The sequence below is a fragment of the Leclercia sp. AS011 genome, from assembly GCF_037152535.1.
Lineage (GTDB): Bacteria > Pseudomonadota > Gammaproteobacteria > Enterobacterales > Enterobacteriaceae > Enterobacter.
In genome coordinates this window covers 73808-86983 of sequence record NZ_JBBCMA010000002.1, presented here as the reverse complement: position 1 = coordinate 86983, position 13176 = coordinate 73808, and the positions used below count along the sequence as shown (strand labels likewise).

The following is a 13176-nucleotide window of genomic DNA, read 5'->3' as shown; positions in this document are numbered from 1 at the left end:
GCCGACTCCATTGTTTTTATGTTCCGGGAAATTACAGAGGTTGTCCTGCGTTGAGGCGTTTTGCATGCTCAATCGCGTCATTTTCCGGCGCGTTGGAGCGCCCGAACGGACGGGCCAGCGCCATGTAGATCAGGCCGGAGATCACCACCACCGCCAGCCCCACCAGCACCGTCCAGCGGTCGATAAAGTCGCTGCTCTCGGCAGGCTGCGCCAGCAGCCAGATACCACACAGGCCGTAGGCCAGCGCCAGAATATTAACCAGCATCCCCCAGCCGCCGACGCTCCACTCCCCGGCCGGTTTCCAGCCCTTCAGCCGCTGGCGCAGCGCCGCCAGAACCACCATCTGGAAGGAGATGTAGATGCCGATAACCGCAAAGGCGGTGATGCGCGCCAGGTTATCCGGCTGGAAGTAAACCCAGACGCAGATCAGCACCGGCAGCAGGCAGCTGACGATCATCGCGTTGTCCGGGACGCTGTTTTTCGACAGCTTCGACATCCAGGCGCTGCCCGGCAGCATCTGGTCGCGGGAGAAGGAGAAGATCAGGCGGCTTAACGCGGCCTGCAATGACAGGATGCACGACAGCATGGCGATCACCGCGATGATGATAAACACCGTGGCACCGGTCTCGCCGAGGGCTTCGTTGAGGATCGCCGGGATCGGATCGGCAATCTGGCCGTTGACGATATTCATCAGGTTCGGGGAGGCCAGCAGGTAGCCGAGGATCGACACCATCGCCGAGAGGGCACCAAACACGATGCTGAGGATCATCGCCAGCGGGATCTTTTTGCTCGGGTTTTTCACCTCTTCCGCCACGTTGCCGCAGGCTTCAAAGCCGAAGAACATAAACAGGCCGATCAGCGCCGCGGCCATAAACGCTGGCTGATAGCTGCCGTCTTTGGCGATCACCCCCATCGAGTCGAAGACCACCGAGAAGGGCTGCGCGCGGTGGAACAGCAGCAGGTAGATCCCCAGCGCAATCACGCTGACGATCTCACACCAGAAGCCAATCCGGGCGACCCGGGCGAGGTTTTTGGTGCCCGACATGTTGATGGCCATCATCATCAGCAGCAGCACCACCGAGGTGATCAGCATGTTGCCAGCCGAGGTCTCAAAGCCGAACAGCGACCCGACGAAGGTGGCGGTGTATTCCGCTACCGAGGTGATGGTCACCACCAGCGCCCAGAGGTAGATCCAGGCGGCGATCCACGCATATTTGCGGCCCCACAGGCGGCGCTCCCAGGGATAGAGACCGCCGGTGATCGGGTACTGCGACGCCACTTCGCCAAACACCAGCGCCACCAGCAGCTGCCCACAGGCCACAATCGGGATCCACCAGATCGCCGGGGGTCCGGCCAGGGTCACCGCCAGCGCAAACAGGGAGTAGACCGCCGTCAGCGGCGAGAGGTAGGTGAACCCGAGCGAGAAGTTAGAGATAAGGCCGATGGAGCGGTGAAATTGCTGTGTATTATCGCTATGAATTGCTTCACTTTTCTTGCCAGAAGTCTGTTCCATACGTTTATTCTCTGTGATGGGTTGAGTCGCAGGTAACACGAATCAAGGTATAGAAGAGCGCCTCAAGGCCGTACAGCAACGACGTCGCGATTTGTTAAGATTTGTATGGATATGTCACGTTTTTGTTAAGGATAACCCCGCTTTTCCGTGAGGAGCATCACGCCAACCTGGTAAGATCGCGTCGCAGACCCGGCTTTTCCCGGTTATTTCCCTGTTTTTCACGCCTTCATCACAAAATTCAAACAATCACCCGGCAACAGGCCCATTTCTTCAAAATGTAGATATTTTTAATTTATGGCTACGAAATGTACTGCCCTGTCTCCTGAATACTTTCTGAGAGGATTGATTCTGATGAATGCACTTACCGCCGTAAAACAGCCCGACGAGGCGTTGTCCCGGACCATCACCGGTTTTAGCATCACGACATCCGTGCAGTCTCCGCGTTTGCTGGAGCTGACGTTCTCCGCAGAAGTGACCCAGCAGTTCCTGCGGGAGGTGGAGCAGTGGCCCATTCAGGCCCTGGAGTACAAATCCTTCCTGCGCTTTCGGGTGGCGAAGATCCTCGATGACCTGTGCGGCAACCAGCTCCAGCCGCTGCTGCTGAACACCCTCCTCAGCCGGGACCAGGGCGCGCTGCTGATCGACGCCGAGGGGGTGGATAACGTCTCCCAGGCCGATGAGATGGTGAAGATCGCCACCGCGGTCGCCCACCTGATCGGTCGCTCCAACTATGACGCCATGAGCGGCCAGTACTACGCCCGCTTTACGGTCAAAAACGTCGATAATTCCGACAGCTACCTGCGCCAGCCCCACCGCGTGCTGGAGCTGCACAACGACGGCACCTTCGTCGATGAAGTCACCGACTACGTGCTGATGATGAAGATCGACGAGCAGAACATGCAGGGCGGCAACTCCCTGCTGCTGCACCTCGACGACTGGGAGTCGCTGGATAAATTCTTCAGCCATCCGCTGGCCCGTCGCCCCCTGCGCTGGACGGCACCGCCGAGCAAAAACGTCGCCGCCGATGTGTTCCACCCGGTGTTTGACGTCGACCAGCAGGGCCGCCCGGTGATGCGCTATATCGACCAGTTCGTTCAGCCGAAAGATTTTGAAGAGGGGGTCTGGCTGAGCGAACTTTCTGACGCGCTGGAGGGCAGCAAAAACATCGTCTCCATTCCGGTACCGGTGGGTAAATTCCTGCTGATCAACAACATGTTCTGGCTGCATGGCCGGGATCGCTTTACCCCGCACCCGGATCTGCGCCGGGAGCTGATGCGCCAGCGCGGGTACATCAGCTACGCCACCACCCACTATCAGGCTCATCAGTAGGGATGGCGCGGATGTATGACTTCGTGATTATCGGCGGCGGTATTATCGGCATGTCCACCGCCATGCAGCTGATGGAACTCTACCCGGACGCCCGCATTGCGCTGCTGGAGAAGGAGGCAGGCCCCGCCTGCCACCAGACCGGGCACAACAGCGGGGTGATCCACGCCGGGGTCTATTACACCCCCGGCAGCCTGAAAGCGCAGTTCTGCCTGGCGGGCAACCGGGCGACCAAAGCCTTCTGCGATCAAAACAACATTCGCTACGACACCTGCGGCAAGATGCTGGTGGCGACTTCGTCGCTGGAGATGGAGCGGATGCGGGCCCTGTGGGAACGCACCGCCGCCAACGGCATCGAGCGCGAGTGGCTCAGCGGCGCCGAGCTGCGCGAGCGCGAGCCCAATATCACCGGGCTGGGCGGGATTTTTGTCCCCTCCAGCGGGATCGTCAGCTATCGCGAGGTGACGGCGGCCATGGCGAGCCGCTTCCAGGCGAAGGGCGGCGAAGTGATTTATCGCGCCGAGGTCAGCGCCCTGAAAGAGCACGCCGACCGGGTGGTGATCCACACCCACGACGGGCGCGAGTTCGACGCCACCACCTTAATTAGCTGCTCCGGGCTGATGGCCGACCGGCTGGTGAAGATGCTCGGCATCGACCCCGGGTTTATTATCTGTCCGTTCCGCGGGGAGTATTTCCGCCTCGCGCCGGAGCACAACCGGATCGTCAACCACCTTATCTACCCCATCCCGGATCCGGCGATGCCGTTTCTCGGGGTGCATCTCACCCGGATGATCGACGGCAGCGTGACGGTGGGGCCGAACGCGGTGCTGGCCTTCAAGCGTGAGGGCTACCGCAAGGGCGATTTCTCCCTCGCCGATATGCTGGAAATTATGGGCTCAACGGGCATCCGCCGGGTATTGCAGAACAACCTGCGCTCGGGCCTGGGCGAGATGAAAAACTCCCTGTGCAAAAGCGGCTATCTGAAGCTGGTGCAGAAGTACTGCCCGGGGCTGACGGCGAAGGATCTGCACCCCTGGCCTGCGGGTGTGAGGGCGCAGGCAGTTTCGCCAGAAGGTAAGCTCATCGACGACTTTTTATTTGTCACCACGCCGCGCACCATCCATACCTGTAATGCCCCCTCACCGGCGGCGACCTCGGCGATCCCCATCGGGGCGCATATTGTGAGCAAGGTTCAGACCCTGCTCGCCAGTCAGCACAACCCCGGGCGTTCGCTGCGGGCTGCCGGTAATGTGGAGACCTTACATGCCGCGTTTACCCGTTAATCATTCTGAGACAGGAAGCCATCATGCAACTCAACGATCCCAGCTTATTCCGCCAGCAGGCTTATATAGAAGGAGAGTGGTGCGACGCCCACAGTGGTGAGACCCTCGCCGTGACCAACCCGGCGAACGGCCAGACCCTCGGCAGCGTGCCGAAAATGGGTGCCGACGAGACCCGGGCGGCGATTGAGGCCGCGAACCGCGCCCTGCCCGCCTGGCGCGCGCTCACCGCCAAAGAGCGCGCCACCATTCTGCGCCGCTGGTTCGATTTGATGATGGCTAACCAGGATGACCTCGCCCAACTGATGACCCTCGAACAGGGCAAACCGCTGGCGGAAGCCAAAGGCGAGATTAGCTATGCCGCCTCCTTTATAGAGTGGTTCGCCGAAGAGGGAAAACGCGTCTACGGCGATACCATTCCGGGCCATCAGGCGGACAAGCGTTTAATCGTGATTAAGCAGCCGATTGGCGTGACCGCCGCCATCACCCCGTGGAACTTCCCGGCGGCGATGATCACCCGCAAGGCAGGCCCGGCCCTGGCGGCAGGCTGCACCATGGTGCTCAAACCCGCCAGCCAGACCCCCTACTCCGCGCTGGCGCTGGCGGAACTGGCGCACCGGGCCGGGATCCCCGCTGGGGTATTCAGCGTGGTCACCGGTTCGGCGTCCGACATCGGCAACGAGCTGACCAGCAACCCGCTGGTGCGCAAGCTCTCCTTTACCGGCTCCACCGAGATTGGCCGCCAGCTGATGGCCCAGTGCGCGAAGGACATCAAAAAGGTGTCGCTGGAGCTGGGGGGCAACGCGCCCTTTATTGTCTTTGACGATGCCGACCTCGATAAGGCCGTGGAAGGGGCGCTGGCCTCGAAGTTCCGCAACGCCGGGCAGACCTGCGTCTGCGCCAACCGCCTGTACGTGCAGGACGGCGTTTACGACCGCTTTGCCGAAAAACTCCAGCTGGCGGTGGAAAAAATGCAGATCGGCGACGGCCTGACCCAGGGCGTTACCATCGGGCCGCTGATCGACGGCAAGGCGGTGGACAAAGTCGAAGAACACATTGCCGACGCGGTGGAGAAAGGCGCACGCATTATTACCGGCGGATCGCTGCATAAACTCGGCGGCAACTTCTTCCAACCGACTATTCTGGTAGATGTACCCGGTGACGCGAAGGTGGCGAAAGAGGAGACCTTCGGCCCGCTGGCCCCGCTGTTCCGCTTTAAAGATGAAGCGGACGTGATCCAGATGGCGAACGACACCGAGTTCGGCCTCGCCGCCTACTTCTATGCCCGCGATCTGAGCCGCGTGTTCCGCGTCGGCGAGGCGCTGGAGTACGGCATCGTCGGGATCAACACCGGGATTATCTCCAACGAAGTCGCCCCGTTCGGCGGCATTAAAGCCTCCGGCCTGGGTCGGGAAGGTTCTAAATACGGCATCGAAGATTACTTAGAAATCAAATATATGTGCATCGGCCTTTAATTCAGGAGCATCCAATGAGCACCAACAAAGAGTTAATGCAGCGTCGTAGCAATGCCGTGCCCCGCGGCGTGGGTCAGATCCACCCGATTTTTGCCGCCCGGGCCGAGAACTGCCGGGTGTGGGACGTCGAAGGCCGGGAGTATCTTGATTTCGCCGGGGGGATTGCGGTGCTGAACACCGGGCATCTGCATCCGGAGGTGGTCAGCGCCGTGGAAGCGCAGCTGAAAAAGCTGTCGCACACCTGCTTCCAGGTGCTGGCCTATGAGCCCTATCTGGAGCTTTGCGAAACCCTGAACCAGAAAGTGCCGGGCGACTTCCCGAAAAAGACCCTGCTGGTGACCACCGGCTCCGAAGCCGTCGAGAACGCGGTGAAAATTGCCCGCGCGGCAACTAAGCGCAACGGCACGATCGCCTTTACCGGGGCCTATCATGGCCGCACCCACTACACCCTGTCGCTGACCGGTAAAGTGAACCCTTACTCAGCGGGCATGGGCTTAATGCCGGGCCACGTCTATCGCGCCCTCTATCCCTGCGCCCTGCACGGCATCAGCGATGACGACGCCATCGCCAGCATCCATCGCATCTTCAAGAACGATGCCGCGCCGGAAGATATCGCCGCCATCGTGATTGAACCTGTCCAGGGTGAAGGCGGGTTCTACGCCACCTCCCCGGCCTTTATGCAGCGCCTGCGCGACCTGTGCGACGAGCACGGCATCATGCTGATCGCCGATGAAGTGCAGAGCGGCGCGGGCCGCACCGGCACCTTCTTCGCCATGGAGCAGATGGGCGTGGCGGCGGATATCACCACCTTCGCCAAATCCATTGCCGGCGGCTTCCCGCTGGCGGGCGTCACCGGACGTGCCGAAGTGATGGACGCCATCGCCCCGGGCGGCCTCGGCGGTACCTACGCCGGGAGCCCCATCGCCTGCGCCGCCGCGCTGGCGGTAATGAAAGTCTTCGAGCAGGAGGATCTGTTGGGCAAAGCCAACAAGCTGGGCAACACCCTGCGCGAAGGCCTGCTGGCTATCGCGGAAAAACACCCTGAGATCGGCGACGTTCGCGGCCTGGGGGCGATGATCGCCATCGAGCTGTTTGAAGAGGGCGACCACCATAAACCGAACGCCGCCCTGACGGCGCAGATTGTGGCCCGGGCGCGGGACAAAGGGCTGATCCTGCTCTCGTGCGGCCCGTACCATAACGTGCTGCGCATCCTGGTGCCGCTGACCGTGGAAGAGGCGCAGCTTCAGCAGGGGCTGGCGATCATCGCCGAGTGTTTTGACGAGGCGAAGCAGGGTTAATTTTTACGCCCGGTGCAGGCCGGGCCGTATTCAAGGAGCACGACCATGACCATCATTTCCCAGGCAACGGCCATCGACGGCTACCGCTGGCTTAAGAACGACATTATCCGCGGGGTGTATCACCCGGATGAGAAGCTGCGGATGAGCCTGCTGACCTCCCGGTATGAGCTGGGCGTCGGCCCGCTGCGCGAAGCGCTGTCGCAGTTGGTTGCCGAGGGGCTGGTCACGGTCATTAACCAGAAAGGCTACCGGGTGGCTCCCATGTCCGAACAGGAGCTGCTCGATATCTTTGATGCCCGCGCCAATATGGAGGCGATGCTGGTGCGCCTTGCCATCGAACGCGGCGGCGAAGAGTGGGAAGCCGACCTCCTCGCCCGGGCGCATCTGCTGAACAAGCTGGAATCCCGCGATGCCAGCGAGACCATGCTGGACGAGTGGGACCAGCGCCATCAGGCGTTTCATACGGCGATGGTGGTTGGGTGTGGGTCGCAGTATCTGATGCAGATGCGGGAGCGGCTGTTCGATCTGGCGGCACGGTATCGGTATGTGTGGCTGCGCAAGACTGTGCTGTCGGTGGCGATGCTGGAGGAGAAGCATGCAGAGCATCAGAAGTTGATGGATGCGGTGCTGGCGCGGGATGGGGATAAGGCGGGGGAACTGATGTATCAGCATTTGTTGACGCCGATTCCGATAATTCGGGGGGCGATGGGGGTGGGTCTGGGGACCTGAAAGTTAAATGCACCTTAAAACAGGCACTATCCATTTAGTGCCTGTTTTAAGGTGCAATGTCTGCATATTTATTATGAAATCTTTAATATCCCCGATTCAGTTAAGCCATATAAATTAATTAAAAACATCATTTTGTATTCGTGATTATTAATATTTTAAAAGCACTCTAATCGCGCTTATTACGTTTTATATTACTCTGGACTTATTTTTATTTACTGGTTAGATTTACAGGTGTTATTTAACGCAATACGGGCATGCGCCAACATGCCCGTATCGCTCACCACAGTCACTATTAAGAGAGAATAGTAGCCATGACTAATATCGATTGTATTGCAGAATCACTGCAACCAGAAGTATTTGACGCTGACGACCGGGTATTTACCGTAAGTTATGCGACGCGGTATGGAGATTACACCCGCATCCCTGCATTTATTATGAAAGGGCTGTGGCTCAATGAAGCCGGGTTCAGCACCGGAACGAAGGTCGACGTAAAAGTCATGAAGGGCTGCATGATCCTGACGTCCCGGCAGGGAGAGCCGGAGATAGAGACGCTGATGCGCGAGGTGAGTCAACTGTCGGAGCAGAAACAACAGCAGGTGATGGACTTTGTTGGGGTGATCTCCGGGAAGCTGCGAAAGGCTTAAGGCAGCGATGGAATGAGAAAGGCGCCAGTGAGGCGCCTTTTGTACTGGTTATTAGAGGCTGGTAGATAAAAAGACCGACTCCCTGAAAACCTACCGGGAGCCCTGATCGTATTATCTTACTAACTCAGCAACCCAGCGAAGTAATTCAATTAACGAATACTGCCCAAAGAGTTCACCCTCATTTGTCACCCATATTGGGAAAAACAGTAACAGGCAAGTTGCGAACAGGCTTGTCAGAATAAAACTCATGAACCAACCGCTACGTAAAATCTTCTTATTCACCGCCCATTTAGCCAGATGCTGACCCATTCGCCAGCGAACCCAGCCCCTGCGCCATAAATACCCCAGGAAAGCGATAACAACGGCAGCGATGGCAATAAACAGGCTACAGTAACGCGCCAGTACCTCCAGGGAAGCGAGTAAATTCTGCTGGTTATCCCAGCGCAGGAACGGCGTAAGATAAACCCGTCCTGTCATGTCGTTGAACCAGATGTTGCTATAGGCGGTATAAAGCGGCATCAACAGATAGATAATGACAGCGCTGAAGATTGCCCACTTTACCACCGACCAGTTCTGGACCGCCTGGGTAATGGCTTTCAGGCTGGTCAGGGCTTCATCAATATAGGTTGTGGTAACTCCTCGATTCATCGCTTCGCGGAGCATGTCCCCGGATTTACCCGCGCGATTTGCATCCAGCATGTCCTGATGGGCTTCCGACTCCATAAAGGTGGCCACCGTTTTACGGCTACACGCCGCAACAAGCGGATTCAGCAGTTTTCCTTTGGTGGAGCGATAGACAAGCTCATTAAGATCGTTTTTAAGCATCAACTCAACAACATGCCCCGCATCGAGTATCTGCGGATGACGACCGTAAACGATCCAGTTAACAGGCTGTTCCGTAAGCTGAGCCTGACGTAACTGGCTCGTAAATCGGGCAAAGGGTACGCTGGCGTTGTAGATAAAATTAACGTTACGCGAACCTTCATCAATACTGGAATCTGCCAGCTCAACGGCGCCATAACTTGCCAGTTCCGGGATGCCCGCTTTGTAGAGGCCATCTTTAATAAACGTCGGCACATCTTCACGATGATAGATCAACTGGTAACGAGGCACGACAACGCAGGCAAGCCGGGTAATGCGGGTTGTTTCGCCTGTTCCGTCGCAGGGGGAACAGCGCTGGTTTCCCGAGCCGATACAGTGGCCGCAGTTCACCTTACCGCCTGTGCAGGTATAGCACATCCGGTAGTGGCTCTCCGTGCGGTACTGATTGGTGTAGTGATCGAAATGGCTTCGCTGTTCCAGTACCTGCCCACTTCCTCCGCAGGTGGTGCAGCTCACGCGACCCGTGCCATAGCACCAGGAGCAGTTGACCTGTCCGCGTCCATTACAGTTAGTGCAGTTTTCAATTAAACAGAGGCGTGTTGGATGGGAATAGATCTCTTGCTCTTTTTCAAGCGCCCCGTAAGGCTGGGAAAGGACCAGCGCGTGAGCTTCACGCAGTGTTTCTGCCCGGGACAAGACCGCGCTGGTTTCAGCCTGGAGCGCCTCGCTGTACTGGAAAGTACCCGTAAATATCCGCGTGCCGCTCCCGGGGCTGACTCTCCCCACCTGAGTATATTCTGTAGCCTTAATACGAAAATCGAGACTTAAGTTAATCTGGTAGTCAAAATCGATTTTTTCGACCAGGTCCAGTGCAAGATTATCTGGCTGTAGCCTCGTAGAGCGTTCCACGAAGTTTTGGATGGTGGTAGAGCACGTATCCAGCCACGCGTCTTTCATCTTTATTCCCTGAATTGAGATTTGTTTCGGCAGAATGATATGGCTTTGCCTGGGTCAGGCAACTACTAATAAACGGAGTTGGGGGCATTAAGCATGACGCATCTTGCATATATAAAACAAAGTGAGTGGAAATCGAACTGAATTAACGCCTCGCGTAAAGCCAATAATTAATTCATTTTTTTAAAGGTTGCTGATGGACTGAAGCCGGAGCCAGCGCTCTTAGCCTCAGCGCATCTTCGATTTAAACCTCCACCCGCTCAAGGATCCTTCCCAGATATTCTCCAAGCTGATGTTTATGCAAATAAGCCTCAATCTCCCGCGCCCAGTTTTCTCCGTCGCCAAGCAGGGCGCGACTATGGGTTGAAGCATAGAGATAGCGGGTATCATAGAGATTAATCAGCGTCTGATTTATCCCCTCAACGTTGTATGCGGGGTTTTTACGTTGCTGTAGCTCCAGCGCACGGACAATACGCTCCTGATGCTGCGGATCGGAGGGAAACTCTCTCTCATGCAGTTCACTGAGCACCAAAAACTGCGGTGGGATCCCCTCTGCAATGGCCGCCTGTAGACGATAATGACCATCAAGGATCACAAAAAACGCCAGCCCGGCAATGTGCCGGACCAACACCGGCGGCAGTACGCCCTCACGGCATTTTTTACGCCACCATTTCAGCCGCCCCGCATCGGTGTTTATCGGGTAACGTCCCAACAGCAAATTACCGCCCCACCACCAGTCCACGTATCTGACTTTTTGTGGATCCGCTAAATCAGGAAAGTCCTCGCCATAGAGCACCCAGTCGCAGCCCATATTTCCGGCGCTGGCGGGCGAATCAAAACGCCATTCTGCGATGGGTACTGAAGGTTGCGCGGAGCGACTAACCGGTGCCATAGGCCTTAATAGCCACCGGCCGGCAGTCAGCAATGGCACTGGCGAATCCATCAGCCGTCGGGCAAAGTAGCGACACCATTCGCCTGTCCATGCCTGCGTGCCCTGCGCTTTAACCGACTCCACATCTGCCGAGGTCATTGACGGTAATAGCGCCTGCTGACCGGGATGATCGGCGTTAAAGACCAGCCAGACGCCGGAATGATCTTTCAACACTGTGGCCCAGAACAGCGTCTCGCCCTGAAACTGCAATGCCATGCGCCCATGGTGGCCGCTGAGCATCTCCATGGCATGACCGGGATGCTGCTCAGCCCGGACCGTCAGCTCCAGCCCCTGCCAGCGATTATTCCGATCCAATAAATCTTTCCACCAGTATTGCGTCATTTTTCCTTCCCTGTGAGCGGCTTGCAGAGCATTAAAATATAGGTGATGGGAATGGCAGAGTAAATTTGGTCACCTGATTAAAGGTGTTGGAGTCCGCCCTTCAACTGCAAAACATCACAAATTCACCAAATACATAGATTCACTGTTTACATCACCATTCATTTATTGTGTGATCCCGTTACAGGTTTCGGTAGTTAGCTACCTCACCCACCGTAACAGGATTTCATTGATGGATTTTTACCAGGCTGACCCTACGCTGGAGAACTACTGGCGCGGGGTGATTCTTTTTGGAAAGAACGTCGCATCTTACAAGTTCGCACTGGCCCATACCCTGTATGAGATTGACAAGACGGGCAGCGACATCATCACTCTAGACGAACTCGCCGTGCCGTTCAGCCGCCATCTTTGCGAACACCTGAAACACGCTCCGAAGCAGATCACCTCGAGCCGCAGCCAGTTTCTGGATACCTGCGCGCAGTTTAATAACGCCGAGGTTTCTCATAACCAACTGATTGAAACCACGGTACGGCGTGGTTTTGCCAACGTGATTGACGCCTTCCACAATGTGAATGGCGGCGAGATCGAGAAACGCTTTTTCATTGATGAGCGAAAGACCCATAACGGCATCCGCCTGACGGATAACTTCTTTCATCTGGGCGAACGTCAGCAGTATCAGAATCTGGCTTTTGAAACCACTGCGCGCTGGAACCTGGTCGAACAGGCCTGGGCGATGGGCGTTTCCCGCAACCTTGTTGGCGTCGAGTTCGACGAAGATAATCAGTTGCTGTTTAGCCATGTCAATGCGCGTCGGGTGAATATCACCAGCTGTCGCAACAGTTTAAACGGCTACCAGAAAGGACGCTGCTTCTACTGCTTCAAACCCATCAGCCTGACCCCGGGCGATCCTGACCTGGCCGACGTTGACCACTTTATTCCCTGGGCTGCACGTGATGAGGTTGCCAATATCAACGGCGTGTGGAATCTGGTGCTGGCCTGCCAGTGCTGTAATCGTGGTGCTGAAGGGAAGTTCGCGCGCCTGCCCGGACGTACACTCCTGCAACGGTTAAATGCCCGTAACGAGTATTTTATTCAGAGCAAACTTCCGCTGCACGAAACCATTGTCCAACAGACCGGAAACCAGCCCGCCGCGCGGAAAAACTTTCTTGAAAATAACTGGAACGCTGCCAAAGTGAGACTGTTCCATACCTGGGAACCGAAAGCCGAAGGCGAGGCCACATTCTAATGACGCTTAAATACTATCAGGACAATGCACAGACCTTCTTCGACGGGACGGTGAATGTCGATATGTCCTCACTGTACGAGGCCTTTACCAAACATCTTGCCCCGGGGGCTCGGGTACTGGATGCGGGATGTGGTTCCGGGCGCGATGCGAAGGCGTTTTTGGAGATGGGATATCAGGTGGAGGCGTTTGATGCGTCCTCTGCGATGGTTGAGCTGGCGCGGGAACATACTGGGTTGCCGGTACAGTTGATGACCTTTGCGGATGTGGACTGGAAGGAAGAGTTTGATGGGATTTGGTGCTGTGCTTCGTTGTTACATGTTCCGGCTGCGGAGTTGCCGGGGGTGATGCGGAGGCTTGCGGATGCGCTTAAGCCGGGTGGGGTTTGGTATGTGTCGTTTAAGTATGGGGATGGGGAGCGGGAGGTGGATGGGAGAAGGTTTACGGATATGGATGAGGTGGGTTTGGAAATTTTGTTGAAAACTGTAGTGTGGATGAAGATTGCGAAAATGTGGACTACTCGGGATCTGCGTCCGGAAAATAAAGAGTTTTGGCTGAATGGCATTTTGAGGAAGAGCTGCACAGAAAGGTAATAAGCGGCAATTAAAGATAATCACCGCAT

The 13176-nt window shown here is 56.8% G+C and carries 11 protein-coding genes; 8 read left to right on the top strand and 3 right to left on the bottom strand.

The window, feature by feature from the left end; all coding sequences use genetic code 11:
• Window positions 1–31: 31 nt before the first annotated feature.
• A complete protein-coding gene (locus WFO70_RS12865; protein WP_337016721.1) occupies window positions 32–1513 on the bottom strand; it encodes an APC family permease in 1482 nt (493 codons plus the stop codon).
• 351 nt (window positions 1514–1864) lie between these two features.
• Here WFO70_RS12865 and glaH point away from each other — a divergent pair, with 351 nt between their 5' ends.
• The 6 genes from glaH (at window position 1865) to symE (ending at window position 8265) form a co-directional block, all read left to right on the top strand.
• Window positions 1865–2842, top strand: a complete 978-nt coding sequence (gene glaH, locus WFO70_RS12860) for a glutarate dioxygenase GlaH (protein ID WP_337016720.1) — start codon at window positions 1865–1867, stop codon at window positions 2840–2842.
• An 11-nt stretch (window positions 2843–2853) separates the two neighbouring features.
• Window positions 2854–4122: an L-2-hydroxyglutarate oxidase gene (lhgO, locus tag WFO70_RS12855; protein ID WP_337016719.1), complete on the top strand. Its 1269-nt coding sequence runs from the start codon at window positions 2854–2856 to the stop codon at window positions 4120–4122.
• A gap of 23 nt (window positions 4123–4145) precedes the next feature.
• On the top strand, window positions 4146–5594 hold the full coding sequence (gene gabD / locus WFO70_RS12850) for an NADP-dependent succinate-semialdehyde dehydrogenase (RefSeq protein WP_337016718.1): 1449 nt from the start codon (window positions 4146–4148) through the stop codon (window positions 5592–5594).
• Between the two features lie 14 nt (window positions 5595–5608).
• On the top strand, window positions 5609–6892 hold the full coding sequence (gene gabT / locus WFO70_RS12845; RefSeq protein ID WP_337016717.1) for a 4-aminobutyrate--2-oxoglutarate transaminase: 1284 nt from the start codon (window positions 5609–5611) through the stop codon (window positions 6890–6892).
• A gap of 45 nt (window positions 6893–6937) precedes the next feature.
• Window positions 6938–7621, top strand: a complete 684-nt coding sequence (gene csiR / locus WFO70_RS12840; protein WP_337016716.1) for a DNA-binding transcriptional regulator CsiR — start codon at window positions 6938–6940, stop codon at window positions 7619–7621.
• A 311-nt stretch (window positions 7622–7932) separates the two neighbouring features.
• Complete coding sequence (symE, locus tag WFO70_RS12835) at window positions 7933–8265, top strand: endoribonuclease SymE (protein ID WP_337016715.1); 333 nt, start codon at window positions 7933–7935, stop codon at window positions 8263–8265.
• A gap of 111 nt (window positions 8266–8376) precedes the next feature.
• On the opposite strand, the gene WFO70_RS12830 is transcribed toward symE, so the two are convergent.
• Both WFO70_RS12830 and WFO70_RS12825 read right to left on the bottom strand, forming a co-directional pair.
• A complete protein-coding gene (locus WFO70_RS12830; RefSeq protein WP_337016714.1) occupies window positions 8377–10044 on the bottom strand; it encodes a hypothetical protein in 1668 nt (555 codons plus the stop codon).
• A 241-nt stretch (window positions 10045–10285) separates the two neighbouring features.
• On the bottom strand, window positions 10286–11314 hold the full coding sequence (locus WFO70_RS12825) for a hypothetical protein (RefSeq protein ID WP_337016713.1): 1029 nt from the start codon (window positions 11312–11314) through the stop codon (window positions 10286–10288).
• A gap of 229 nt (window positions 11315–11543) precedes the next feature.
• On the opposite strand from WFO70_RS12825, the gene WFO70_RS12820 reads away from it, so the two are divergent.
• Both WFO70_RS12820 and WFO70_RS12815 read left to right on the top strand, forming a co-directional pair.
• Window positions 11544–12557 carry an HNH endonuclease gene (locus tag WFO70_RS12820; protein ID WP_337016712.1) on the top strand — a complete coding sequence of 338 codons (1014 nt, stop codon included), beginning with the start codon at window positions 11544–11546 and terminating at the stop codon, window positions 12555–12557.
• Window positions 12557–13147, top strand: a complete 591-nt coding sequence (locus WFO70_RS12815) for a class I SAM-dependent methyltransferase (RefSeq protein ID WP_337016711.1) — start codon at window positions 12557–12559, stop codon at window positions 13145–13147. The genes WFO70_RS12820 and WFO70_RS12815 overlap by 1 nt, the downstream gene beginning before the upstream one ends.
• Window positions 13148–13176: the final 29 nt, after the last annotated feature.

Bases quoted from the DNA above. Each gene is read 5' to 3' on its own strand.
- gabT (WP_337016717.1), top strand. From the start codon at position 5,609: ATGAGCACCAACAAAGAGTTAATGCAGCGTCGTAGCAATGCCGTGCCC.
- WFO70_RS12865 (WP_337016721.1), bottom strand. From the start codon at position 1,513: ATGGAACAGACTTCTGGCAAGAAAAGTGAAGCAATTCATAGCGATAAT.
- WFO70_RS12825 (WP_337016713.1), bottom strand. From the start codon at position 11,314: ATGACGCAATACTGGTGGAAAGATTTATTGGATCGGAATAATCGCTGG.
- gabD (WP_337016718.1), top strand. From the start codon at position 4,146: ATGCAACTCAACGATCCCAGCTTATTCCGCCAGCAGGCTTATATAGAA.
- lhgO (WP_337016719.1), top strand. From the start codon at position 2,854: ATGTATGACTTCGTGATTATCGGCGGCGGTATTATCGGCATGTCCACC.
- glaH (WP_337016720.1), top strand. From the start codon at position 1,865: ATGAATGCACTTACCGCCGTAAAACAGCCCGACGAGGCGTTGTCCCGG.
- symE (WP_337016715.1), top strand. From the start codon at position 7,933: ATGACTAATATCGATTGTATTGCAGAATCACTGCAACCAGAAGTATTT.
- WFO70_RS12830 (WP_337016714.1), bottom strand. From the start codon at position 10,044: ATGAAAGACGCGTGGCTGGATACGTGCTCTACCACCATCCAAAACTTC.
- WFO70_RS12820 (WP_337016712.1), top strand. From the start codon at position 11,544: ATGGATTTTTACCAGGCTGACCCTACGCTGGAGAACTACTGGCGCGGG.
- WFO70_RS12815 (WP_337016711.1), top strand. From the start codon at position 12,557: ATGACGCTTAAATACTATCAGGACAATGCACAGACCTTCTTCGACGGG.
- csiR (WP_337016716.1), top strand. From the start codon at position 6,938: ATGACCATCATTTCCCAGGCAACGGCCATCGACGGCTACCGCTGGCTT.